A 24,816-nucleotide genomic window follows, 5' to 3' on the forward strand; every position below is an offset into this window, starting at 1 on the left:
CTGGTGCCCATCCTGTCACACCAGACCCGTTTGTTCCTCATCACCCGGAATTCAGCGAGGAAATGACGGAATCCTGAGAACGTCGGGCCAGGTCACTCACGACGAGGATGCGGCTGCAAACTGGATCAGCGAGCGCAGAACGGCGAGCAGAATGAACAGGACGAGGTACGACAGATCCAACTGGATCTGCCCGATCTTCAGCGGAGGAATGAACTTCCTGAGCAACTTCAGCGGCGGATCCGTCACGGTGAAGATCGCCTCGAGCAGGACCGCCACGATGCCGGACGGATTCCATTCCCGTGCGAACGACTTCACCACCTCGATCACCAAGCGGACGATCAGAAGGAAGGTGTAGACGCCCAGCAGGGCGAGCAGGGTCAGCCAAATCGCTTGCACGAATACAGTCTGCCCGAATTCGTCAGCGGTTGTAGAAGCCGGTCTCGGCGATCCGCGCGCGATCCTCGGCCGTGACGTCCACATCGGCGGTCGCCAACATGAAGACCTTCGTGGTGATCCGGTCGAAGGAGCCGTGCAGCGCGAAGGTCAGCCCGGCGGCGAAATCGACCAGACGCTTGGCGTCGGCGTTGTCCATGGCGGTGAGGTCCATGATCACCGGGATCCCCTCGCGGAACCGCTCACCGATCGTGCGGGCCTCCTCGTACGAGGTGGGACGCAGCGTGGTGATGCGCGACATCGGATTCTCCTGGCTCAGCACGTCGGCGCGGGTGTCCATGGCGAGGGCGCCGCGGGTCGAGGGGGCGACGGAACGCGGGGAATCGCGCAGCGGCTCCAGCCGCGGCAGGCGCGGCGCCTCGGCGCGGGCGGGCTCGCGGAAACCGCCATCGCGGTAGCCGTAGCCGTCGTCGTAGGACTCGCGGCCGTAGCCGGTGTCGTAGGAGTCGTACTCGTCGGCGCGACGGCCGTCGTAGGCGTAGCCGTAGCCGCGATCACCGCGGTAGTCGCCGAACTCGTCGTCCAGGCTGCGGCGGCCCCGCGGCTCGGGCGTCGCGTCATCGACGTACCGGTCGTCGTACGCGTCCAGCGGAACCATGCCGAAGTACGCCTTGACCTTGTGCAGAGTGCTCATCTTTGCCCTTCCTCGGCGCCTGCATGGGCTGGTGTGACGGTTGTGACTGTCGTTATGGAAGTGAGGTTAATGGGCGACGACCAAGAATCGCGGTTCCGACACGCACACATGTGGATCCGAGTTTCACGGCGAGCTCCAGGTCACCCGACATTCCGGCCGAGAACACATCGGCATCGGGATGGTCGCGACGAACGTCGGTCCACAGCTCCGCCAGCTCGGTGAACGCGCGTTCCGGATCCGCTTCCAGCGGAGGCACTCCCATCACCCCTCGCAGGCGCAGCGAGGGCGACTGCGCGACGGTCTCGACCAAGGCGGCGAGATCCGCCCGGGTCACGCCCCCGCGCGCGGGATCCCCATCGAGACTGATCTGGATCAGCACATCCAGTGGCGCCGCGCGAACGCCTGCTTCGAGGGCCGCCTCGGTGGAGCGCTCGAGCGCTCCGGCGAGCCGAATACTGTCCAGCGAGTGCACCATCGCCGCCCAGCGGGCCACGGATTTCGCCTTGTTGCGCTGGATGTGGCCGAGCATGTGCAGCCGGGCTCCCGTCAGTTCGGCGGCCTTGGCGGCTGCCTCCTGCTCGCGGTTCTCGCCGAAATCGGTGCAGCCCAACTCCTGCAGCAGCGCGATATCGCTCGCGGGGAAGAACTTGGTGACCGGCAGCAGCGCGACCTCGGTGCGATCGCGGCCGGCGGCGCGACAGGCGGCGTCGAGCCGCGAGCGGGTAGCAGCGAGTCCCTCGGCCAGCTCGTCCCGGCGGCTCACTGCGCGTCCGCGTTCGCGGCACCGGGGTCGATCCAGATCACCGAGGCGATGCGGCCGGTGGGTGCCCCGCGCCGGTGGGAGAACAACGTCCGGTCACTGATAGTGCATCGCGGATCCTCTGCCACCGCAGCGACCCCCAGGCTCTGCAACTGCCGCCGGATTCCGGCCCGCAGGTCGAGTCCGTCCGTGCCCTTCTCGGTGCGGCAGCGACTCCCGGGCAGATGCTCCTCGACATCGGCGGCCATGGACGCGGGCACCTCGTACTTGGCTCCGCTCGCTGCGGGACCGAGAAACGCGCCGATGCGTTCGGGCCGGGCACCGAGACCGCGCATGGTGTCGATGACGGCGGGCACGATGCCGATCCGGGCACCCACTCGGCCGGCGTGGACGGCCGCGAGCACACCCGCCTCGTCATCGGAGAGCAGGATCGGTACGCAATCGGCGGTGAGCACCGCCAACGCCAGACCGGGCACGGTGGTGACCAGTGCGTCGGTGGCCTCGACGGGTTCGTCGCGCGGACCGTCGACCACGGTGACGGTGCGGCTGTGGATCTGTTCCATCCACACCACATGCCCTGAGGCGACACCGATCTCGCGCTGCAATCGCAGACGGTTGGCCGTCACCGCGGCAGGATCGTCGCCCACGTGGTCGCCGAGGTTGAAGGTGTCGTACGGGGCCTTCGACACACCCCCCGCACGGGTGGTGGTCACCCTCCGGACGCGGGCGGAATCGACAGGTGTGGTGGCCGGATCAGTCATAACTCCAGGCTACCGATACGCCCCCGTCGGGCTGCTAGCGCCGACCCTGCAGGAAGGACGGCACATCGAGGTCGTCCTCGTCACCCGACTCGCGGATCGTGGTGCGGGCGGGGAACGGATCGTCGGTGCGCGGCGGGCGCGCGAAGACGTTGCCGCGCCCCGCATCCGGAGCTTCCTGAGGGTCGGGCGCGGTGTGCTGACCGATGCCGCGCGCGGCCACCGTTCGGCGCACCGGCGTACCGCCGTCGAAGCCCGCGGCGATCACGGTGATCCGCACCTCGTCGCCGAGGTTGTCGTCGATCACGGTGCCGAAGATGATGTTGGCGTCCTCGTGCGAGGCCTCCTGCACCAGAGACGCGGCCTCGTTGATCTCGAACAGTCCCAGGTCGCTGCCGCCAGCGATGGACATGAGCACGCCGTGCGCACCCTCCATCGACGTCTCCAGCAGCGGAGAGTTCACGGCCTGCTCGGCGGCCTTGAGGGCGCGGCCCTCGCCCCGCGCCGAGCCGATGCCCATCAGAGCGCTCCCCGCCCCGGACATGACGCTCTTGACGTCGGCGAAGTCGACGTTGATCAGACCCGGCGTGGTGATCAGGTCGGTGATGCCCTGCACACCGTTGAGAAGTACCTCGTCGGCGCTCTTGAAGGCGTCCAGTGCCGAGAGATTCACATCTCCCAGCTGCAGCAGCCGGTCGTTCGGGATCACGATCAGGGTGTCGCAGGACTCGCGCAGCGAGGTGATGCCCTGCTCGGCCTGCTTGCCACGGCGGGCGCCCTCGAAGGTGAACGGACGGGTCACCACGCCCACGGTGAGCGCTCCCAGTTTGCGAGCGATGCTGGCGACCACGGGGGCGCCACCGGTGCCGGTACCGCCGCCCTCGCCCGCCGTGACGAAGACCATGTCGGCACCCTTGAGGAGCTCTTCGATCTCGTCCTTGGCGTCCTCGGCAGCCTTGCGGCCCACCTCGGGATCGGCACCCGCACCGAGTCCGCGGGTGGACTCGCGGCCCACGTCGAGTTTGACGTCGGCGTCGCTCATGATGAGCGCCTGGGCGTCGGTGTTGATCGCGATGAATTCGACGCCCTTGAGGCCCTGTTCGATCATCCGGTTCACGGCGTTGACGCCGCCACCGCCGATGCCGACGACCTTGATTACGGCGAGGTAGTTGTGCGCGGCGGTCATGTTTCGCCTTCCTTGGATGTGCTCATGGTCTTGCGACCTTCCAGAACCCTAAACCTCAACCACAGGCTTAAAGTTATGTCAAGTAGCTGGTCTGAAACCAAGGTAGAGGGCCGCACCCCTCGATGCCCGCAGGCGCGTGGGCGTGTCGGCGAAAAACCGTGTCACATCACCCGAGAACGACCGATCCGGTCATCGTGTGGTCGGCACATCCGGGTCGATCACGGTGAATTCGCGACCGGGCCGGGTGAGCACCACTTTCAGCGCAGCGGCCTTGGCATCGGCCCGCGAGGCATCGCCCCAGTACACGACGCGCTTGTCGCGCAACACGAATCGCACGTTCGCCGGCGAATCGGCCCCGATCTCCACGACCTGACCTCGAATGTCCTGGGGCAGCGACTGCAGCACGGAGATCGCCGCCTTCGTGTCCGGATCGTCGGCACCCGGATTCTCGACGGTGAGCTTCGGCGTGAGGATCGGCGGCTCGCCGACCTTGATGAAGGGCACCCCCTTCGCGTCGATCAGCGTCACCCCCGACCGGTCGGCATAGGCCACGGCATCACGCTCGGTGACCTCGACGACCAAGGTCGACGGATACGAGACGGTGATGGTGGCGGTGTCGATCCACGGACTCACGCCGACCACCGCCGCGGCGTACTGCTGGGTGCGGCCGTTACTGATCTGCAGTAGCGGCGTGCCTTTCAGTGGTGCCACGACCTTCTCGACGTCCTCGGTGGGCACGTGCGCAGCACCGGTCACCGAGACGTTCCGCGCCGACATCAGCGGAGTGAAATACGCGACGGCGAACACCCCACCGGCCACGATGAGCACCAGAACGAGGATCAGGAGCCGGCGCAGCCCGGGAACCCGCCGACGCGTCGCGGGCGCAGTCACCGAGCGGCCCCACCGCCGCGCTGCGCCAGCGCGGACAGGATCGCCGGACCCTGCATCGTGACGTCGCCCGCGCCCATGGTGATCACCACATCGCCCGGCCGGGCGATATCGACCACGGTGCCCGCGACATCGGCCTGGCTCGGCACGTAGGTCACATCCGTCGTCACCTTCTCGGCGATCCGCTCCCCCGTGATTCCGGGCAGTGGCGCCTCGCGGGCGCCGTAGACATCGAGCGCCACCACATGGTCGGCAAGGCTCAACGCCTCGGCGAACTCGGCGGCGAACTGCTCGGTACGCGAGTACAGGTGCGGCTGGAAGGCCACGATCACGCGGCCGGGTACGGCCTGCTTGGCGACCATCTCGGCAGCCGCGGTGAGCACGGCGCGCACCTCCGTGGGATGGTGCGCGTAGTCATCGAAGACCCGCACGCCGTCCTCGGTGCCACGCAGTTGGAAGCGGCGGTGCACGCCGCCGAAGGACTCGATCCCGGCGATCACCTTGGCGGTCGGGTACCCCAGATTCACGACGGCGATGGTCGCCGCGATGGCGTTGAGCGCCATGTGCTTTCCGGGAACCGAGAGCATGATCGCCCGCTCGGTGACCTGACGGTTCTCATCGGAGAAGCGCACCTTGAGCATGCCGCCCTCGGCCCGCGGTTTGTAGTCGAGCAGTTCCGCGATCAGCGTGACATCGGGTGCCAGATCGCGGTGCGTGCCTTCCCCGTAGCCGAAGACTCGCACCCCGCGGGCGCGCAGGGCGGCGTGGGTGCGCTGCCCCAGGGCCGCGGAACCGGGGTCGTCGAGGCACACCACCAGCGTGCCGCCCGGGCGGATCCGCTCGGTGAACGCGTCGAAGACCGCGACGTACTTCTCCTCGGAGCCGAAGAAGTCGAGATGATCGGCCTCGACGTTGGTGACTACCACCACGTCCGGGCTGTACTGCAGGAGCGAACCGTCGGACTCATCGGCTTCGGCCACGAAGACATCACCGGTGCCGTGGAAGGCGTTGGTACCCGACTCGTTGAGCTCGCCGCCCACCGCGAACGACGGATTGCCGCCGCAGTGCTGCAGCCCCACGACCGCCATCGACGTGGTGGAGGTCTTACCGTGCGTACCACTGACCAGCAGCGTGCGATAGCCCTCCATGAGATCGGCGAGGACCTCGGGCCGCAGGATGACGGGAATACCGCGACGGTGGGCCTCGACCAGTTCGGGGTTGTCCTTCGGGATGGCGGCATGGGTGGTGACCACCACCGTCGGACCGCCGGGCAACAGGTCGAGCGCGTCGGCGCTGTGACCCACCTGGACCTGTGCTCCGCGGGCGCGCAGGGCGACCACGCCGCGCGACTCCTTGGCATCGGAGCCGGACACCTGGCCGCCGCGGGCGAGGAGGATCCGTGCGATGCCGGACATGCCCGCGCCTCCGATGCCCACCATGTGGACGCGCCGGAGCCGTTCGGGCAGCGCCGCGGTCGGGTCGCTCATCGTCGGCCTCCCAGGTCCAGGGCCGAGGCGGCAACGGTGCCGGCGGCGTCTCGATGTCCGGTGCCGGCGGCGGCCGCACCCATCGCCGCCAGCCGGGCGGGGTCGGCGGCGAGCGGGATCACCGTGTCCCGGACGAATGCTGCGGTGAACGCGGCATCCTCGACGAGGAGGCCACCGTCGGCGGCCACGACCGGTCGGGCGTTGAGCGATTGCTCGCCGTTGCCGATCGGTAGCGGCACGTAGACGGCGGGCAGCCCGACGGCGGCGACCTCGGCCACCGTCATCGCGCCGGACCGGCAGACCGCGAGATCCGCGGCGGCATACGCCAAGTCCATCCGCGACAGGTAGGGCACCGCGACGTAGCCGGGGACATCGACCTCGACGCTGTTCTTCGGGCCGTACGCGTGCAACACACCGATACCCGCGTCGGCGAAATCCCGGGCGGCACCGGCGACGCCCTCGTTGAGTCGCACTGCACCTTGGCTACCGCCGAAGACGAGCACGACGGGACCATCGGCGGGGAGCCCGAAGTGGGCGCGGGCCTGCGCGCGCAGCGCGGCGCGATCGAGGCCCGTGATCGCGGTACGCACCGGGATGCCGACGACCTCCGCGGCCACGCCGGAATCGGCGACGGCGGCGAAGACCTTGGTGGCCAGGCGCGCGCCCACCTTATTGGCGATGCCGGCACTGGCGTTGGCCTCATGGATCACGATCGGGATGCCCATGCTCCGGGCGGCGAGATAGGCCGGCAGCGCCACGTAGCCGCCGAATCCGACGACCACATCGGCGCCCACATCGCGAAGCACCGCCCGGGTGCGGCGTACGGTCCCGGCGAGCCGGAACGGCAGCTTCGCGAGATCGGCATTGGGCTTGCGGGGCAGCGGAACCGGCGGGATCATCCGGAGCTCGTAGCCGCGAGCGGGCACCAGCGTTCCTTCCAGTCCCTTCGGGGTGCCCAGCGCGGTGACGCGGGCCTCGGGATCGGCGGCACGAATCGCGTCGGCCACCGCCAGCGCGGGCTCGATGTGTCCTGCGGTGCCGCCACCGGCCACCACCACCGAGACCGAAGAACTCACCACGCCCGTCTACCCTTTTCCTCTCCACGGCGCCGCGATCCGGTTGCGGGCCGATCCTGAACACGGGCCCGCTCGCCGCGCCAGGGTTCGCCGCCGCGGCGCTGGGGCCGGGTGGGCGGTACATCCCGACGGGGGCGTGCGAGGCGCGCGTCTCCGTACGGAAGTCGATCGTACGGCGACGGGGCCACCGGGCGCGCGGGAGCACGTCGCTCGGCGCGAGGAGCAGCGGCGCGGGGCGGCACGTAGGGCTGCGGCTTGGGTAGCCGCAGTAGGCGCCCGGTGCGGCCGCTACCACCACCGGCGAGAGCCGCGATGGCCTCGGGTTCGTGGCGGGCGGCTCCGGCCAGGAGACCGAGCATGAACAGCACCAGGATCACCGAGTTGCCGCCCGCCGAGAGCAGGGGCAGCTGGATACCGGTCACCGGGAGCAGGCCCACCACGTAGCCCATATTGATGATGGCCTGCAACGCGATCAGGGTGGTGATGGTGGCGGCCATGAGCTGGAGGAAGGGATCGGCGACGCGGCACGCGATACGCAGACCCACCCAGGTGAGCAGGCCGAACATGAGTATGACGACACCGGCGCCGAGGTAGCCCAACTCCTCGCCGATGATCGCGAAGATGAAGTCGTTGTGCGCGTTGGGCAGGTAACTCCATTTGGCGGTCGAATTGCCCAGGCCGACACCGAAGAAGCCGCCGTCGGCGAGCGAGTACCGCGCCTGGTTCGACTGGTAACTCACCCCGAGTGCGTCGTTGGACCGTCCCAGCCACGCGGCCAGGCGCGCCGATCGATAGCCCTCGACGAGGGCGAGGAAGACGGCGGCGCAGATCCCGGCGACGCCGATCGAGAGGAACAGCCGCGAGGACAGGCCCGCGTAGAACAGCAGCATGCCGGCCGTGACCGCAATGATCATGGCGGTCGACTGGTTCGGCTCGGCGATCACCAGCGCCGCCATCAGCAGCGCCACCGGGCCGAGCGGGAGCAGCAGGTCCTTGAGACCACCGCCACGTCGGCTGCGGTCGGCGAGCAGGTGCGCACCCCACACGATGAGTGCGACCTTGGCGATCTCGGAGGGCTGGATGGTGAACCCGCCCACATCGATCCAGCGGCGCGCACCGCCCACCTTCGAGCCGATCCCGGGGATGAGAACGGCGATCAGGAGCGCGATCGAAACCAGGACGGAGCCCAGCGCCAGCCGGCGCAGCATCGTGGGCCGTAGGTACAGGGCACCGAAGAACGCGACCACGCCGAGGCCCACGTAGATGAGCTGGCTGGTGAACTTGCTGTACGGCGAGCCGGTGGCGCTGATGTCCTCGACCGAGCTGGCCGAGAGCACCATGACCAGTCCGAGCACGGTGAGCACGGCCGTCAGGCCCAGCACCAGGTGATACGAGGCGAGCGGGCGCCGCAGCGCCGTGCCCACGTTGACCGCGGTATCGCGGAGCAGGCTCGCGCCGGTGCGGGCGATCGCGGTGCCGCTGCGCCGGGATGCGGCGGCATCGAGCTCGGGGATGCTCTCGCCCTGCTGCACCTCGAACTCGGTGCTTTCGGGCGCGTTGACCGCGCCGGGCTCGAGATCGTCGGGCAGTTCGCGGGTATCGCGCGCGCGGCTCACGAAGCCGCTCCGAGCGCGCGCGCCGCGGTGGCGAAAGCCTCGCCACGGTGCCCGTAGGAGCGGAACATGTCGAGCGAGGCAGCGGCGGGTGCGAGCAGCACCACTGGAGTTCGGCTCTGACCTGCGACATCAGCGAGACCGGCGGCAGCATGGACGGCGGCGGTCATGACCGCATCCGCATCGCCGGACACTCGCACATCGCCAGCCACAGAAGTCCCTATGGAACGGCTTGCATCATTAGTCACAGGAGACACACGACTATCGTCGCCTGAAGTCACCCGAACCACCGGTACATCCGGCGCGTGTCGCGCCATTGCCGCCGCGATCAGCTCCGCGTCGACGCCGAGCAGCACCGCCCCGGCCAGTCGCGACGCCACCCGGGCGACGAGCGGATCGATATCGGCACCCTTGAGCTGCCCGCCGGCCACCCACACCACCCGCTCGTGCGCCTCGATGGAGTTCTGCGCCGCGTGCGGATTGGTGGCTTTGGAATCGTCGATGTAGGTGACGCCGCGGACCGTCGCGACCGGCTCCGCGCGATGCGCCCCCACCCGGAACTGCGTCAGGGCCGCCCCTGCCTGCGCAGCGGTCACACCGACCGCCTGCGCCAGCGCCGTCGCGGCCAGCGCATCGGCGATGCCCGCGGGCCCGGGCGGCGAGACCCGGGCTGCCGGCACGATGGACGATCCGGCACCGTCGATCAGCATTCCGGCGCGGACCCCGTACTGCCCGGGCGCGGGCTCCCCGACGGTGAACCCGGTGGCCGCGGGCAGCGTTGCGGCGACCGGATCGTCGAGCCCGACGACCGCGATATCACCGGTCAGGGCACGCGCCTTATCGGCCGTATACGCGGCCATGGAGCCGTGCCAGTCAAGATGGTCCTCGGCGATGTTGAGGACGACGCCGGCGCGCGGGCGCACCGACGGCGCCCAGTGCAGTTGGAAGGACGAGAGTTCGACGGCGAGCACGCGGGGATCGGCGGCGTCGGCGATCGCGTCGATCACCGGGCGGCCGATGTTGCCGCATGCGACCGCGGGCAGACCCGCGTGCGCCAGGATCGACTCGAGCATCTGAGTGGTCGTGGTCTTACCGTTGGTCCCGGTGACCACGAGCCAGTCCCGCGGCGCCCCGAAGGCGCCCGCCCGGTCGATCCACCAGGCCAGTTCGACATCGCCGATCACCGGAACGCCCGCGTCCTGTGCGGCGACGACGATCGGCGCGGTGGGACGGAAGCCGGGGGCCACGACCACGAGTGCGTATCCGGCCGGATCGAGATCGTCGAGGTCGACGACCGCGACCTCGGGTACCTCGGCGGCGATCTTCTCGCGCGCCACGGGCTTACCGTCGGCGACCGTGACGGCGGCACCGAGCCGGAGCAGCGCCCGGGCGACGGCCGGGCCGGTGACACCCCCGCCCGCGACGAGGACGTGCGCGCCGGGGCCGGGGAGCGTCGTCATCTAGCCGACCGCGCCCGAGCCGAGGAACTCGGCGTAGAACAGCACCAGGCCGAGGCCGCACGAGATCGCGGTGAGCAACCAGAACCGGATGATCACCGTGGTCTCGGCCCACCCCGCGAGCTCGAAGTGGTGGTGGAACGGCGCCATCCGGAACACCCGGCGGCCCGTGGTGCGGAAGACCGCGATTTGGGTGACCACCGAGATCATCTCGGCCACGAACAGCGCGCCGAGAACCACGGCGAGCAGTTCGGTGCGGGTGGTGATCGACAGGCCCGCGAGCAGACCGCCGAGCATCAGCGAGCCGGTGTCACCCATGAAGATCTTCGCGGGTGCGGCGTTCCACCACAGGAAGCCGAGGCAGGCACCGCCCGCGGCGACGGCGATGAGCGCCAGATCGAGTGGGTCGCGTACGTCGTAGCACCCCGCCACCGGTTTGGTGGCGCAGGCGTAGCGGTACTGCCAGAAGGTGATGAGCACGTAGCTTCCCAGAACCATGGCCATCGACCCCGCGGCCAGGCCGTCCAAACCGTCGGTGAAGTTCACCGCGTTCGACCAGGCGGACACCACGAACCAGCAGAAGATCACGAAGAAGATCGCGCCCATGGAGATGGCGTTGATATCGCGGGTGTAGCTCAGGTGCTCGCTCGCCGGGGTCACGCCCTGGGCGTTCGCGAACTGCAGCGCGAGCACGCCGAAGATCAGCGCGGCGATGGTCTGGCCGACCGTCTTCGCGGTCTTGTTCAGGCCCAGGTTGCGCTGTTTGCGGATCTTGATGAAATCGTCGAGGAAGCCGACGAAGGCCAGCGTGGTGGCCAGGCCCAGCACCAACAGGCCCGATGCGCTGGGCCCCGGTCCGGACTTCCAGCCCAGAACGTGCGCACCCAGGTAGCCCGCCCACAACGCCACCACGATCGCGACGCCGCCCATCGACGGGGTACCGCGCTTGGTCTGGTGACTCTGCGGACCCTCGACGCGGATCTCCTGGCCGAAGCCCTGGCGGGAGAACACCCGGATCAGCACAGGCGTGAGCAGGATCGCGACAGCCAGCGAGATACCGCCCGCGAACAGGATCTGGATCACTTCGGTGACTCCCCTTGCATGTTCTCTTCGTTCTCCGCATTCCCGGCCGACCCGAGGCTCTCGGCGACCTCCCACATCTTCTCGGACTTGGAGGCCTTCACCAAAACCAGGTCGCCGGGCCGCAGCTCCGCACGGAGCCGTTCGACGGCCTCCGCGCGGGTGTCCACCCGGATCGCCTCGCTGCCCCAGGACCCCTCCATCACAGCGCCCTGCCAGAGGGCGTGCACCGCACGGGAAGAACCGACGCAGATGGTCGAGGTGATGTCCAGGCGCACCAGGAACCGCCCGAGCCGGTCGTGTTCGAGGATCGACTCCTCTCCCAGTTCACCCATCTCGCCGAGCACCGCGAAGGTGCGGCGGCGATCCCGGCCGGGCAGCCGCTCCCCCGCCTCGTCGTGCTCGGACATGAGCACGAGGCTGCGGAGCGCGGCCCGCATCGCATCGGGATTGGCGTTGTAGGTGTCGTTGACCACGGTGACGCCGCCGTCGGTGGTGAAGACGTCCATCCGGCGCGGCGATGCGGCGCCGGCGCCGGACAGCGCCTCGGCGACCTGCGCCGTCGTGGCGCCGCATTCCAGGCCGACCGCCGCGGACGCGAGCGCATTGTGCACCTGGTGTTCGCCGTGCACCTTGAGCGCCACCGGCGCGGTGCCGCCCGCGGTGTGCAGCGTGAAGGCCGCACGGGCGTGAGCGTCGAGCACGACGTCGGTCGCACGCACCTGCGCCTCGGCGGTCCCGTAGAAGACCACCCGCGCTGCCGTTCGGGACGCCATGGCGGCGACCGCAGCGTCGTCGGCGTTGAGCACCGCCACACCGTCCACCGGGAGTGCTTCGACCAGTTCGCCCTTGGCACGGGCGATGGCTTCGCGGGAACCGAACTCCCCGAGGTGCGCGGTACCCACGTTGAGCTCGACGCCGATGCGGGGCGGCGCGAGCTTCGCCAGCGCGGCGATGTGTCCTTCGCCGCGGGCCGACATCTCCAGGACCAGGAACTTCGTCGACGCGGTGGCACGCAGGGCGGTCCACGGGTGGCCGATCTCGTTGTTGAACGAGCCGGGCGGCGCGACGGTCTCGCCGAGCGGGCGGAGCACAGCGGCGATCAGGTCCTTGGTGGAGGTCTTGCCCGCGGAACCGGTCACGCCGACCACGGTCAGGCCGTCCGCCGCGAGCGACTTCGTGCAGTACGCGGCCAGATCACCCAGGGCCGTGAGCACCGCGGCGCCGGCGCCGTCGGTATCGCTCTCCAGGGCCATGACCCGGTTGTCCGTCTCGCCCGAGACGGGCACCACGATCGCCGGGACGCCCACGGGCCGGGCACCGAGCACGGCGACCGCGCCCTTCTCGATCGCCGTTGCGGCGAAGTCGTGCCCGTCGACGCGGGCGCCGGGCAGAGCGAGGAACAGATCGCCGGAACCGATCTCGCGCGAGTCGAATTCGACGGTGCCGGTCACCGTCGCCTGCGGGTCGGGCACATCGTGCAGGGTGCCGCCGACGATATCGGCGATCTGCGCCAGGGTCAGCTCGATCATGCGCGCTCCCCCCGCGTGTCCAGTGCCGCGGCGAGCTCGTCGCGGTCGTCGAAGGGGTGCTTGACGCCGTTGATCTCCTGGCCCGCCTCGTGGCCCTTGCCCGCGATGAGCACCACATCACCCGTGCGGGCCCAGTCCACCGCCTCGGTGATCGCGGCACGACGGTCGCCGATCTCGCGCACCTCGCCCCCGCCGGGCACCGCCTCGGCGCCCGCGCGCACGGCCGCGCGGATCGCGGCGGGGTCTTCGGTGCGGGGGTTGTCATCGGTGACGATCACCAGCTCGGCGGCGCGCGCGGCGACCTCGCCCATGAGCGGGCGCTTCCCGCGGTCGCGGTCGCCGCCGGCGCCGACCACCACGGCGATCCGGCCTGCGGTCTGACCGCGGAGCGTGGCGATCACGGCGTCGAGCGCGGCCGGCTTGTGCGCGTAGTCGACGACGGCGAGGAAGTCCTGACCGCGGTCGATCCGTTGCACCCGCCCCGGCACAGCGACCGCGCCGATCCCCCGGACGGCATCGGCGAGGGGCACCCCGGCCTCGTGGGCGACCACCAGGGCGAGGGCCGCATTGGCCACGTTGTAGGCGCCCGGGAGGCCGACGGTGGCCGAGAAGCTCTGACCGCCCGGCCCGGTGAGAGTGAACCGCTGGGTTCCATCGGCGTGCGCCGAGACCGCGCCGGCGGTCCAATCGGCGGGACCGGTGGTGGCAACGGTGACCAGCGGCAGCCCGGCATCACGGCGCAGGTCGGCCATCCGGTTGCCCCACTCGTCGTCGACGCAGATCACGGCCTGCTCGCAGACGGGACCGTCGCCGGACTCGTCGGGGACGAAGAGGAGGGCCTTGGCCGCGAAGTAATCCTCCATCGTGGGGTGGTAATCGAGATGGTCCTGGCTGAGGTTGGTGAAGGCGCCGACCGCGAAGCGGGTGCCGCCCACCCGGTTCTGCGCCAGCGCGTGCGAGCTCACCTCCATCACGGCGGAGGTGACGCCCTGCTCGACCATCGACGCGAACAGTCCCTGTAGGGCGGTGCCCTCGGGCGTGGTGAGCGAGGTGGGCACGTCGACGCCCGCGATCCGGGTGCCGACGGTACCGATCAGCCCGGTGGTCGCCTGCGTGGCGCCGAGGGCGGCCTCGACCAGGAAGCTGGTGGTGGTCTTGCCGGAGGTTCCGGTGATCCCGACGAGCGTCATCTTCGTCGACGGTGCGCCGTAGATCACGGCCGCCGCGGGGCCGAGGACGGACCGTGGATCGTCGTGCAGGAGCACCGGGACGTCGACCCCGGCCTCGGCCAGCACGGCCGCGCCGGCCGAGTCGGTGAGTACGGCGACCGCACCGGCGGCCACCGCCTCCGCAGCGAACCGAGCCCCATGCGTGGAGGTGCCGGGGACGCCGCAGAAGAGGTCACCGGGCCGCGCGTCCTGCGCGCGGATGGTCGCCCCGCTGCAGCGGACCTCGCCGGAGTCGCTGCTCGCCGGGACGCTGATGACGCCCGGTACCTGCGCGGCGATCTCCGTCAGCGTGGCTCCGCGGGGGTGGGCGGGTCGCGTGAGAGTCGTTTCGGGCACCGATGAATCCTACCCGCCGGTTAACTACTTCCCGGCCACGAGCGTCAGCTTCGGCGCGGGCGGCGAGAGCGGCACACCGTTCTTCTGCAGCAGGAACGCGGCGATGTCGTGGAACAGCGGCGCCGCGGACTGGCCGCCGGTGCCGTCGGAACTGCGCACCGGGGCGTCCATCATGAGGCCGATCACGAACCGCGGATCGTTCGACGGTGCGACGCCGGCGAACGTGATGTTGTACATCGAGTTCGAGTAGGCCTTGGTGGCCGGGTCGACCTGCTGCGCGGTACCGGTCTTGCCGCTGATCTGCCAGCCGTCGACGGCACCGCCGGGACCGGTGCCCTGCTGGTAGCCCATCGGGTCGCGCTGCAGCGCGGCGCGGAACATGTCGAGGACGGTGCGCGCGGTCTCCGGGCTCATCACGCGAACCGGCTCGCCGGCGGGCGCCGGGTCGGCGGCACCGTCGACCGACTTGATGATGCGCGGCGGCACCCGCACCCCGTCGTTGGCCAGAGCCTGGTACATACCGGTCATCTGGAGCAGGGTCATCGACAGGCCCTGACCGATCGGGAGGTTGGCGAAGGTGCCTCCGGACCACTGGTTGCGGGCCGGGACCTCACCGCCGGATTCCCCGGGCAGTCCGACGCCGGTGGCCTTGCCGAGGCCGAACTTGTCGACGTAGTCGGCGAACGCGTCCTCGCCGACCCGCTGCGCCAGCATCAGGGTGCCGACGTTCGACGACTTTCCGAAGACGCCCGTGGTGGTGTACGGCTCGGTGCCGTGCGCCCAGGCGTCCTTGACGGTGACGCCGGACATCCGGATGGAGCCGGGCACCTGGAGTACCTCATCGGGCTTGGTCTTACCGTTCTCGATCGCGGCGACGGCGGTGATCAACTTGTTCACCGATCCGGGCTCGAACGGGGTGCTCACAGGCAGGTTGCCGGTGCGCGCCGACTTCGGGTTGTTGTTCACGCCGATCGCCGGGTTGAAGGTGCTGTCGTTGGCCATCGAGATCACCTGGCCGGTCTTGGCGTCGAGCACCACGGCCTGCACGTTCTTGGCGCCGGACTTCTGACGCGCGTCCTGGACGGCCTGCTGCACGAAGAACTGCACGTCGTTGTCGATGGTGAGCGTGACCTTCGCGCCATCGACCGCCGGGTGCACCTCGCGCGTGCTGCCGGGGATCACGGCCCCGTCGGAACCGCGGTCGTAGATCCGGCTGCCGTCGGTGCCGGCCAGGATGGAGTCGAGCGAGAACTCCATTCCCATCAGTCCGCGGTTGTCCCAGCCGGTGGAACCGACCAGATTCGCGGCCAGCGAACCACCGGGGTAGTGCCGGATCGACTGTCGCTCGGCGCCGACTTCCTTGAAGTCGTCGGTGATCGCGGAGGCCTTGGCCGGGTCGACACCGCGGGCGAGGTAGACGAAGGTGTCGTTGCCGCGCAACTGCTCCAACAGTTTCTGCTCGGAGACGGCGTCGCCCAGGACGGAGACGATTTTCTTGGCGATCTGCTGGAGTCGGTCGTCGACGCTCACGGGGGTGACGTTCTCCCCGTCGTTCTTCGCCTTGACGTCCTTGTCGTACTGCTCCTGGATCTTCTTGCGCTCGACCACCGGCTGGAAGGTGAGCGACTTCGCCTCCATGGTGAAGGCGATCGGCTGACCGGTCCGGTCGACGACGGCACCGCGGGTCGCCGGCAGCATCTCCTTGACCTGACGCTGGCTCGCCGCCTTGGCCGAGAGGTCGGGAGCCTGGATGAACTGGACCACGCCCAGCCACACCGCGATCACCGAGAAGATCGCGACGATCACCCAGCCGGAGAACCGGCTGCGGTGCAGGAAGGACGTCGAGACCTCGGGTTGCCGGCCGCCTTTGACGCGGGCACGCGCCGACGCGGGCGCGCGGTTCGGTGCCGCCGAACGCGGCGCGGGCGACCGCGGCCCGGTGCGCTGGGTGGGGCGCGACTTCGTCTGCGGGCGCTGGGCGCGGGTCATCGCGCGCCTCCGGCGGCGGGTGCAGGAGTCTGGGTGGCGGGAGCCTGCGGCGGTGCTTGCGCCGCAGGAGATTGCGCAGTGGGCGCCTGAGCGGTCGGCGCGGGTGTGGGACTCGGCGTCGATCCCGGGGTCGGTGCGGTGTTCGCCACCATCGGGGTGCCGGAGTTCATGGTGACCAATTGTTCACCGCCGCCCTGGCCCGCTCCGGGATTCGCGGTACTCGGCGCGCCGGATCCGGCGGTACCGGTCTGGTTGTCCTGTCCGTTCGACGGTGCCGGCGGGTTCAGCGCGGGCTTCGGAGACCCGGTGGCGGGAGCGGGCTTTCCGACCAGAGTCACCTTGCCATCCGGTGCCGTCACCAGAACCGGGAGGGTACCTGCGGGCACCATGCCCAACTCGGTGGCCCGCTCGGCGAGGCCGGGCGCGCTCTCCCCCGCCTTGACGTCGCGCTCGAGCGCGGCCTTCTTCTCTGCGAGAGTGTCGTTGACCGCTTCGCGGCGGCTGAGGTCGTAGGAGTTCTCGGCGCTGCCGGTCGAGAGCCACAGCGTGAGAACGAGTCCGGCGCCGACGAGCCCGATCACGGTGAGCACGAACGGAACGCGGCGGGCGAGGGCGGCGGGCGCCTTCGGCAACCGCGTGAGGAGCGCGGGTGCGGGGCCTTCGCGGTGCCGGCGCAGCGCACGTTCGGCGGAGGTCTCGCGGACGGTGCCACCCGCGGCGACGACGGCCTGCTCGGCGTCCAACCGCTTCTGCCTGCGAGCGAGGGCCCGCTGTGCGGAACTCGAACGGGGACGCGAGGTATCGCGGTCATCGCGGCGGCCCGGTGCACGCCGGGCACGGGTGGGCGCGCCCGGGGCGTGGGTGGCGTTCGGTGCGGTCATCGCGCGCTCCTGGTTCGACGGTGCGTCTGGGTATCGGTGGCCAGCCGGCGGGCTGCCCGCATCCGGACCGGTGCGGCCCGCTGGTTCTCGGCGATCTCCTCGTCGGTGGCGCGTTCGGCGCCGCGGGTGAGGAGTTCGAAGGTGGCTCCGGTGCCGGGCAGGTCCATCGGCAGCCCGGCGGGTGTGGTCGAGCGGGTTCGTGCGGCGAGCTCGGCCTTGACGATCCGGTCCTCGAGCGACTGGTAGCTGAGGAAGACGATGCGCCCCTCGGGAGCGAGCACGTCGAGGGCTTGCGGCACCGCCGATTCCAGCGAGGCGAGCTCGGCGTTGACCTCGATTCGCAGTGCCTGGAACGTGCGCTTGGCGGGATGGCCTCCGGTGCGCCGGGCAGGAGCGGGGATCGTGGCGTACAGCAGCTCGACGAGGCGGCCGCTGGTGGTGAAGGGCTCCCTCTCACGCTCCTTGAGCACGGCCGAGGCGATCTTGCCGGCGAACCGCTCGTCGCCGTAGCGCTGCAGGATCCGGGCCAGATCGCCGTGGCTGTAGGTGTTGAGGACGTCGGCGGCGGTGAGCGGATCGTCGGCGTTCATCCGCATGTCCAGCGGGGCGTCGACGGAATAGGCGAAGCCGCGCTCGGCGCGGTCGAGCTGCATGGAGGAGACGCCGAGGTCGAACAGGATCGCATCGACCGTCTCGATGCCGAGATCATCGAGGGCGGCTGCGATTGCGTCGTAACGGGTGTGCACCGCGGTGAATCGGCCGCCGAAGCGCGCCAGCCGTGCGCCGGCGATGTCGTGGGCGTCGGTGTCCCGGTCGAGTCCGATCACGCGAGCATTCGGGAAGGTGTCGAGGATCAGCTCCGAGTGACCGCCGGCGCCGAGGGTGGCGTCCACGTAGATCGCACCGTCGTGGGCGAGCGCCGGGGCGAGTAGTTCGCGAACCCGGGTCGCCAAAACCGGGACGTGACCGTAGTCCTCACCGGGTTCGGGCATGGCTCCTCCAGGGCACGTGCGGACATGCGGATACGTGGGCGGTCGTGGTGCGTGAGTGCCGGACCGGTGAATCGGGGTCCCCGCCCGATCCGTACCTGGCGTTGGGGAAGTACGTCAGGGCCGTTCGGGCGCAGGCCTCGGTCCACCTCGTCCGTTGCGCGGGCGAATGCGGTGCGCTGCTAGAAGATCGCCTTGAGCGATTCGGACTGCGGCTGCGCGTAGTCCTCTTCGTGCTGTGTCTGGTAGGCCTCCCACGCCTCCGCGTCCCAGATCTCCAGGAACCTCCGCGATCCGACGACGACGCATTCCTTGGAGAGGCCTGCGTAGCGGCGGTGATCGGCCGAAAGTGTGATCCGACCTTGGGAGTCGGGACGCTGGTCGTCCGAGCTGGCGAAGAAGTTGCGGTAGAAGGCGCGTCCGGCGGGGTCGGTCCATTCGATCGCATCCGCTCGTTCGGCGATGCGCTCGAATTCCGCCTTCGGATACACCGTGAGGCTTCGATCCTGTCCTTTCGTGATCGTCAGTCCCCCCGCCAGTTCCTCGCGGTACTTGGCGGGAAGCGTGAGCCGTCCCTTGTCATCGAGTTTCGGCGTGTAGGTACCCGTGAACATCACGGCAACCTCCCGCCTGCCCCCGATGGGGCTGTCACTGGATCGAGCCTTCAGACTAGCGCGTCTCTCTCCAGTGCGCCCCACATTACCCCACCAATCTCCACTTTCAACCACCGCACGCCGCGTTTCGTGGCGAATTCTCAGAGTTATCGCAGGTCAAAGACGTGGCTTGAAGTGGGGGAAGCGGCCTCGTCCGGCGTGGCGGACTTGCTCACACTTCCGAGGAAGCCGTGAGCAGAGAGGTTAGTGAGATTCTTGTGCCACAGAGATGGCAGTGGGACCACCGGCGTGGGGAGAAGTGGGGAGTTTGAGTGGGGAGAAGTGGGGAACCGCCATGACCTGCGGAGACACGGACCCGCCGAGGCGGACCGCAGCGTGTGCAGCGAGTCCGATTGCGCACTCACGCCACTGCATCACGCCCGCGCCTTCCTTCCCGCTCGCGTTCCCTCTTTCCGCTCCTGTTGCTACGGGAGCGGAAAGAGGGAACCGGAGCGGACGGAAACGGAGACGGGGAGGAGGGAACGGGGACCGACAGCGGAGCCGCGGATGGCGCGGTCTCACCGGAAGCATGGGACGGCCTGCGCGGCGCGTGAGGGAAGAGACACTCGTTGTCACATCGACGCGCACCGCCGGATACAACGCTCTCCGCGGCGGTCCGTCACTGAAGCGGCGCCTTTGCGTTCGCTATGAGCGGAACTGCTCAGAGCGGAAACGAAGCCCGTACAGACGGCGAGAGCCGCCGACCCGATGGGTCGGCGGCTCTCGATGCACCGTTCAGATCACGGGAAGCGGCGACGGAAGCGGTCCTCCATCCGCGCCACGAACGACGACCCGGAGGCAGCCTTGCTCGACCTGCCCCGGCCATTCGATTCACGGACGGTGCCGTCGTCGGCGACGGTGCCCCGCGGTCCCGACGAGCTGGGCCCGGCCCAGAACAGGTAGACCACGGAACCGAACATCAGCAGGAAGCCCGCGATGCCCACGATCACCGTGTACTGCACCTGCGAGAGCAACATTCCCGCGATGAGCAGCATCAAACCGACCGCGAAACCGATCGCGGCGACGACGCGTCGCTTACCGACGGCGCCCCCGAGGCGTCCGCCGCGCACGTTCGACGCGAACTTCGGATCCTCGGCGTAGAGCGCGCTCTCGATCTGGTCGAGCATGCGCTGCTCGTGCTCGGAGAGTGGCACGTTCCCCTCCTTCAGCACTCATGGGGTCCAACTCCTCCTTTCATGATACGAGGCTTGCGACCGCACGACCACTAACCGCGAAACAATTGCTGCCGCGAATGCGCTCACGCCGCGGGAGCGAGATCTGCCTCGACCAGATTGAGGAAGGTCTGAACCCGTTCATGCAGCGTGGCGACCTCCTCAGCGGTGACCGATCGCGCAGTGGTCTCCAGCGCCGCGACGACACCGGACACCGATGTGAAATAGGACACCCACTCGGCATAGCCCGGGGCAGCCTTCGCGAGCCGCAGCCATGCATTGCGTGTTGGGCGGCGAACACCCTTCTCCCGCTCGGCGAGCAAGGCGGCGGCACCGCGCAGCGCGGCGTGATAGATCTCCCGATATTGGTCCGCGAGCGACGGCGAGCCGCCGGCCCGGGCGAGGAATTGATCGGCGCGATCCAGGATGCGGGCGGCGCCCGACTCCCCGACGCGGCGACGCGACCCGACGAGATCGATCCGAGTGACGTTGTCGACCATGACGGCTCCTTCCTTGCTGTCGCCCCGCGCTCTCACGAAGCGGCTCCGTTTCTCTCGTTGACCGTGTTGTACCGGACGGGACTGACACGGAACGCTTCCCTCGTTTCGCGCCAGACCCGCCGGCCGCCCCGGACCGACGTTCCCCGCCCCGGCGCCAGAACGTGTGCGCCAATCCGATGGCACTCGATCGAACAATCATTCGATCACTTCTAATATAGCGTGAAGGGCCGACACGTCAAGGGAGAGGAGCGACCGTGAGTGCAGTGACGCCGTCGGCGCCCCGGATCCTGGGACTCTCCCCTCACGACGCCACTCTGTGGATGCCGGCGGCGCTGCAGATCTACGTCGCCGCGATGAACTATCCGGCGGGCACCGAAGCCCACCGCTCCCCGACCTGGCGCGAGCACATGGCCCGCCCCGGCTACGCCGCGTTCGGTGCCGTGCAGGCCCTACCCGCCGAGAACGGCGAGCTCATCGATCACCTGGTGGGCATCGCGTACGGCTACAGCGGTGGCGGTGACCAATGGTGGAACCGTCAACTGCGCATCGGACTCACTCGCCGCGGTATGGCGCCACCGGCGATCGAGCAGATCGCCGGAAGCTATTTCGAGCTCACGGAGCTGCACGTGCATCCCACCGCGCAGGGGCACGGCGTCGGCACCGGCTTGCTCGCGGCGCTACTGGCGGACCGCCCGGAACCCCGTGTCCTGCTGTCCACGCCCGAGGTGGCCGCCGAGGCCAACCGCGCCTGGCGGTTGTACCGCCGCACCGGATTCATCGACGTCCTCCGCGATTTCCGGTTCGCGGGCGACCCGCGTCCCTTCGCCGTACTCGGCCGCGATCTCCCGTTCCGGTGAGCACGCCCGAGCTCGACGTCGCGGTCGTGGGGTCGGGCCACAACGCGTTGATCGGGGCCGCCTACCTCGCCGCCCGCGGTCGCCGGATCTCGGTGTTCGAGGCCGATACCGTGCCCGGCGGAGCGGTGAGCACCGTCGAACGCTTTCCCGGCTACCGCGTCGACCGGGGCTCATCGGCGCACCTGATGTTCCGGCACACCGGTATCGCCGAAGAACTCGCTCTCGCCGACCACGGCCTGCGCTACCTCGACTGCGATCCCTGGGCCTTCGTTCCCACCCCACCGGGAACCTCGCTGCCACCCATCGTGTTCCGCGTCGATCTCGATGCGACCGCGGAGTCGATCGCCGCCGCGTGCGGTGCGCGCGAGGCGGCCGCGTACCGTCGCTTCGTCGCAGACTGGGCGCCCCGCGCCCGGGCCACCATGACCGCCTTCGGTGCCGGGCCGACGGCGGCCCGCCTGGGGCGAGCCTTCTGGCCGACCAAGGGAAGCGATTCGGTGGCCGGTCTATCGCGCAGCTATCTGGCGTCGGGCGATGCGCTGCTCGACGAGTATTTCGACGACGAGCGACTCAAGGCCGCCCTGGCGTGGTTCGGTGCGCAGTCGGGTCCAGCGATGAGCGAACCGGGCACCGCGCCGATGGTGGGGTTCGCCGCTCTCATGCACACCGTGCCGCCCGGCCGTGCCGTCGGCGGTAGCGGCGCCCTGACCTCCGCGCTGATCAGCCGGATCGAATCCGGCGGTGGCACCGTGGAACTCGGCACTCCGGTCACCGCACTGCGCCGAGCCGGACGGGGCTGGCGGGTCACCGTCACCGGGCCCGACGGTACGCGCACCGTCTCCGCCCGCACCGTCCTCGCCGGCTGCCACGTGCTCACCACTCTCGACCTCCTGGGCCGCGGCGGCTACCCCGGCGAGCGGATCGACCGATGGCGCAGGCGGATCCAGGTCGGCCCCGGTGTGGGCATGGTGGTCCGGCTCGGCACCACCGCTCCACCGGAGTTCGATGGACTCACGCTGGCAGACCAGTCAGGTCTGGGCCTGCTCACCGCGGACCGCGGTCACCTCGCGCGGGCCCGCGGCGACATGTTGGCGGCCGATCCGCCGCGCCGGCCCGCGGTGCTGGCGATGACCTTCTCCGGGCTCGACCCGTCGATCGCACCCGCCGGCCGGCACAACACCACCCTGTGGGCGCAGTGGTATCCGTACACACTCACGCGCGACGACTGGCCGGCGATCGCCGAGGCGGAGGCGGACCGGATCGTCGCCGAGACGCAGCGCTGGGCACCGGGCTTCGCCGACACGATCGAACACCGGTACGTGCAGACCCCGGCGAACCTGGAATCCGAGCTCGGCCTGATCGGCGGCAATGTGATGCACGTCGAGATGGCCCTGCACAACATGCTGCTGTTCCGGCCGCTCCCCGAACTGGCCGGTGGGCGCGTTCCCGGCGCGCCGGGACTGGCACTGGCGGGCGCATCGATGCATCCCGGCGGGGGCGTGAACGGCTCCAGTGGACGGATCGCGGCGCGGCTACTCGCCCGCGACCTCAGGGGCCTGGCACGATGGCGGTCGTGACCACCCGATCCAGCCAAGACGACCGGACCCGGCCGCGGTCCCGGTTCCGCCCGGCCCGGCTGCTGGCCGCGGTGATGCTGTTGTTCCTGGCGGCCGTGCCCACGGCGTGCGCCAACCCCGGTCCCGGTGACCGCATGTCCGGGAAGATCATCGCCGCACAGACGCCGGCGGCCGACCCCAAGGGGCCGCAGCTCGCGGTGCCGGGCGAACTCACCGGTCAGGCCCAGGTGCAGGCCTACGACTCGAACGGCCGGATCGGCACCCAGATGCTCTTCGAGACCATCACCTTCGGCCAGTTCAACCAGCTCGGCGAGGTGGTCTCGCAAGCCTTCGAAACCTCCGCGACCTCGATGAAGATGCGGGTGCAGCGCAACGGCAACACCGTGATCCTCTCGGGGACCGCCGATATGGCCTCGCTCGCGCCGAACTCGGCGGTGATCGTGGTGTCGGTGCAGTTCCCTGGCCCGGTGACGGCGACCAACGGCCAACAGGAGAGCAACGACCTGGTCACCTGGACACTGAACGCAGGAACCTCCGCCGCGCTCACCGCGGAGGCCGACTACGCCGATCCGTCGATCGCTTCGTTCACGCTGTGGACGTGGATCACGGCGATCGTCTCCTTCCTCGCTGCGGCCCTGGTCGCCGCCGTCGCCTACGTCAATCGAGACCGGAGCGCGAAGGTGGGCCAGGACTCCGGCGAGACCGAGTCGCTGGTCGAGCTGCCGCAGTGGCTGCGGGAGAAGCTCAAGAAGTAGGCACCGAAACCGGGAGCATCCGCAGGTTCTCCAGCACCTCACTGGTGGCCTTCGCGAAGTTCAGCGTGCAGAAGTGCAGCGCCGGGACGCCTTCGGCGATGAGCCTCTCCCCCATCCGGGTGGCGATGTCGATCCCGACGGCGCGCACCGCAGCGCGATTCTCCTCCGGGCCGTCACCGGCCGCAGCAGCCAGCTCGGCGCGCATCGCATCGGGGATCTTCGCGTTCGACAGCTCGGCCATACGCGAGACCGACTTCAGCGAAGTGATCGGCATGATCCCCGGGATCAGCGGCTTCGCGCCCTGCTCGGGATCGGCGGCCACCACGGCATCGCGCAGCCGCAGGTAATCGTCGACGTCGAAGAACATCTGGGTGATCGAGTAATCCGCGCCGGCCCGCAGCTTGTTCGCGAAGTACCGCACATCGGTGTCCAGGTCGGGCGAGCGGTGGTGCCCCTCCGGGAACGCGGCCACGCCCACGTGGAAGTCACCCAGCTCGCGCACCAGCTCGACCACCTCACTGGCGTACTTGAGCCCCTTGGGATGCCGGACCCACTTGCCCATCGGGTCGCCGGGCGGATCGCCCCGCAGCACCAGCACGTTGCGCACGTCCCGGTCGGCGTACGACCCCATCAGCGCCCGAAGCTCATCGATGCTGTGATTCACCGCGGTCAGGTGCGCCACCGGGAGCAGCGTCGTTGTCTCGGCGATCTCGCCGGTCACCCGGACCGTGCGGTCGCGAGTGGACCCTCCGGCGCCGTAGGTCATCGAGACGAAGGCCGGATCCATGCGCTCGAAGGTGCGCACCGCGCGCCACAGCCGGGCCTCGCCCGCCTCGTCGCGCGGGGGCATGAATTCCACCGAGAACGGCATGCGGCCGCTCGCGCGCACGGCGTCGAGTCGGTCGAGTACGGTCCGGCTTTCGTCAGTCACGCCCTTCAGAATAGGTTTCTAGG

23 protein-coding genes are annotated in these 24,816 nt (G+C 69.6%); 3 read left to right on the forward strand and 20 right to left on the reverse strand.

Annotated elements, in window-relative coordinates; genetic code table 11:
* Window positions 1–96: 96 nt before the first annotated feature.
* From TPAU_RS13200 to TPAU_RS13290, 19 genes are all read right to left on the reverse strand, one after another.
* Window positions 97–396, reverse strand: a complete 300-nt coding sequence (locus tag TPAU_RS13200) for a YggT family protein (RefSeq protein ID WP_013127256.1) — start codon at window positions 394–396, stop codon at window positions 97–99.
* Window positions 397–418: 22 nt separating this feature from the next.
* On the reverse strand, window positions 419–1,087 hold the full coding sequence (locus TPAU_RS13205) for a cell division protein SepF (protein WP_013127257.1): 669 nt from the start codon (window positions 1,085–1,087) through the stop codon (window positions 419–421).
* 52 nt (window positions 1,088–1,139) lie between these two features.
* On the reverse strand, window positions 1,140–1,850 hold the full coding sequence (locus tag TPAU_RS13210) for a YggS family pyridoxal phosphate-dependent enzyme (RefSeq protein WP_013127258.1): 711 nt from the start codon (window positions 1,848–1,850) through the stop codon (window positions 1,140–1,142).
* On the reverse strand, window positions 1,847–2,608 hold the full coding sequence (gene pgeF, locus TPAU_RS13215; RefSeq protein WP_013127259.1) for a peptidoglycan editing factor PgeF: 762 nt from the start codon (window positions 2,606–2,608) through the stop codon (window positions 1,847–1,849). Before pgeF ends, TPAU_RS13210 begins: the two co-directional genes overlap by 4 nt.
* Before the next feature lie 34 nt (window positions 2,609–2,642).
* Window positions 2,643–3,791: a cell division protein FtsZ gene (gene ftsZ / locus TPAU_RS13220; protein ID WP_013127260.1), complete on the reverse strand. Its 1,149-nt coding sequence runs from the start codon at window positions 3,789–3,791 to the stop codon at window positions 2,643–2,645.
* Window positions 3,792–3,980: 189 nt separating this feature from the next.
* Window positions 3,981–4,682 (reverse strand): cell division protein FtsQ/DivIB, encoded by a 702-nt coding sequence (locus TPAU_RS13225; RefSeq protein ID WP_013127261.1) that lies wholly within the window; start codon window positions 4,680–4,682, stop codon window positions 3,981–3,983.
* Complete coding sequence (murC, locus tag TPAU_RS13230) at window positions 4,679–6,166, reverse strand: UDP-N-acetylmuramate--L-alanine ligase (protein WP_013127262.1); 1,488 nt, start codon at window positions 6,164–6,166, stop codon at window positions 4,679–4,681. The genes TPAU_RS13225 and murC overlap by 4 nt, the downstream gene beginning before the upstream one ends.
* On the reverse strand, window positions 6,163–7,245 hold the full coding sequence (murG, locus tag TPAU_RS13235) for an undecaprenyldiphospho-muramoylpentapeptide beta-N-acetylglucosaminyltransferase (RefSeq protein ID WP_013127263.1): 1,083 nt from the start codon (window positions 7,243–7,245) through the stop codon (window positions 6,163–6,165). Before murG ends, murC begins: the two co-directional genes overlap by 4 nt.
* The gene (gene ftsW / locus TPAU_RS13240) at window positions 7,239–8,858 is read right to left on the reverse strand and encodes a putative lipid II flippase FtsW (protein WP_013127264.1); all 1,620 of its coding nucleotides are present in this window, start codon (window positions 8,856–8,858) and stop codon (window positions 7,239–7,241) included. The genes murG and ftsW overlap by 7 nt, the downstream gene beginning before the upstream one ends.
* On the reverse strand, window positions 8,855–10,315 hold the full coding sequence (gene murD / locus TPAU_RS13245) for a UDP-N-acetylmuramoyl-L-alanine--D-glutamate ligase (protein ID WP_013127265.1): 1,461 nt from the start codon (window positions 10,313–10,315) through the stop codon (window positions 8,855–8,857). Before murD ends, ftsW begins: the two co-directional genes overlap by 4 nt.
* Entirely contained in the window at window positions 10,316–11,395 is a 1,080-nt protein-coding gene (gene mraY / locus TPAU_RS13250; protein WP_013127266.1) for a phospho-N-acetylmuramoyl-pentapeptide-transferase, read from the reverse strand. It lies immediately after the preceding gene.
* Window positions 11,392–12,924, reverse strand: a complete 1,533-nt coding sequence (locus tag TPAU_RS13255) for a UDP-N-acetylmuramoyl-tripeptide--D-alanyl-D-alanine ligase (RefSeq protein ID WP_013127267.1) — start codon at window positions 12,922–12,924, stop codon at window positions 11,392–11,394. The genes mraY and TPAU_RS13255 overlap by 4 nt, the downstream gene beginning before the upstream one ends.
* Window positions 12,921–14,489 carry a UDP-N-acetylmuramoyl-L-alanyl-D-glutamate--2,6-diaminopimelate ligase gene (locus TPAU_RS13260; protein WP_013127268.1) on the reverse strand — a complete coding sequence of 523 codons (1,569 nt, stop codon included), beginning with the start codon at window positions 14,487–14,489 and terminating at the stop codon, window positions 12,921–12,923. The genes TPAU_RS13255 and TPAU_RS13260 overlap by 4 nt, the downstream gene beginning before the upstream one ends.
* Window positions 14,490–14,513: 24 nt before the next feature.
* A complete protein-coding gene (locus TPAU_RS13265; protein ID WP_013127269.1) occupies window positions 14,514–16,478 on the reverse strand; it encodes a peptidoglycan D,D-transpeptidase FtsI family protein in 1,965 nt (654 codons plus the stop codon).
* Window positions 16,475–17,359: a cell division protein FtsL gene (gene ftsL / locus TPAU_RS21965; RefSeq protein WP_013127270.1), complete on the reverse strand. Its 885-nt coding sequence runs from the start codon at window positions 17,357–17,359 to the stop codon at window positions 16,475–16,477. The genes TPAU_RS13265 and ftsL overlap by 4 nt, the downstream gene beginning before the upstream one ends.
* On the reverse strand, window positions 17,356–18,351 hold the full coding sequence (gene rsmH / locus TPAU_RS13275; protein WP_013127271.1) for a 16S rRNA (cytosine(1402)-N(4))-methyltransferase RsmH: 996 nt from the start codon (window positions 18,349–18,351) through the stop codon (window positions 17,356–17,358). Before rsmH ends, ftsL begins: the two co-directional genes overlap by 4 nt.
* A 179-nt stretch (window positions 18,352–18,530) precedes the next feature.
* Window positions 18,531–18,962 carry a division/cell wall cluster transcriptional repressor MraZ gene (gene mraZ, locus TPAU_RS13280; RefSeq protein WP_013127272.1) on the reverse strand — a complete coding sequence of 144 codons (432 nt, stop codon included), beginning with the start codon at window positions 18,960–18,962 and terminating at the stop codon, window positions 18,531–18,533.
* 779 nt (window positions 18,963–19,741) lie between these two features.
* Window positions 19,742–20,155 (reverse strand): DUF3040 domain-containing protein, encoded by a 414-nt coding sequence (locus TPAU_RS13285; protein ID WP_013127273.1) that lies wholly within the window; start codon window positions 20,153–20,155, stop codon window positions 19,742–19,744.
* 104 nt (window positions 20,156–20,259) lie between these two features.
* Window positions 20,260–20,673: an SAV_6107 family HEPN domain-containing protein gene (locus tag TPAU_RS13290; RefSeq protein ID WP_013127274.1), complete on the reverse strand. Its 414-nt coding sequence runs from the start codon at window positions 20,671–20,673 to the stop codon at window positions 20,260–20,262.
* 254 nt (window positions 20,674–20,927) lie between these two features.
* Between TPAU_RS13290 and TPAU_RS23575 the strand changes: the two genes are divergently transcribed.
* From TPAU_RS23575 to TPAU_RS13305, 3 genes are read left to right on the forward strand one after another with little or no spacing between them, the layout of a single operon-like run.
* Window positions 20,928–21,530 carry a GNAT family N-acetyltransferase gene (locus TPAU_RS23575; RefSeq protein WP_013127275.1) on the forward strand — a complete coding sequence of 201 codons (603 nt, stop codon included), beginning with the start codon at window positions 20,928–20,930 and terminating at the stop codon, window positions 21,528–21,530.
* Window positions 21,527–23,107, forward strand: a complete 1,581-nt coding sequence (locus TPAU_RS13300; protein WP_013127276.1) for a phytoene desaturase family protein — start codon at window positions 21,527–21,529, stop codon at window positions 23,105–23,107. Before TPAU_RS23575 ends, TPAU_RS13300 begins: the two co-directional genes overlap by 4 nt.
* The gene (locus TPAU_RS13305) at window positions 23,104–23,862 is read left to right on the forward strand and encodes an LppM family (lipo)protein (protein WP_147291094.1); all 759 of its coding nucleotides are present in this window, start codon (window positions 23,104–23,106) and stop codon (window positions 23,860–23,862) included. Before TPAU_RS13300 ends, TPAU_RS13305 begins: the two co-directional genes overlap by 4 nt.
* Here the strand turns inward: TPAU_RS13305 and metF are convergent.
* Complete coding sequence (metF, locus tag TPAU_RS13310) at window positions 23,852–24,793, reverse strand: methylenetetrahydrofolate reductase [NAD(P)H] (RefSeq protein WP_013127278.1); 942 nt, start codon at window positions 24,791–24,793, stop codon at window positions 23,852–23,854. The two genes, TPAU_RS13305 and metF, sit on opposite strands and share 11 nt — an antisense overlap.
* Between the last annotated feature and the right edge of the window lie 23 nt (window positions 24,794–24,816).

Origin of the sequence: Tsukamurella paurometabola DSM 20162, from assembly GCF_000092225.1 — a bacterium.
Classification (GTDB): Bacteria; Actinomycetota; Actinomycetes; order Mycobacteriales; family Mycobacteriaceae; genus Tsukamurella; species Tsukamurella paurometabola.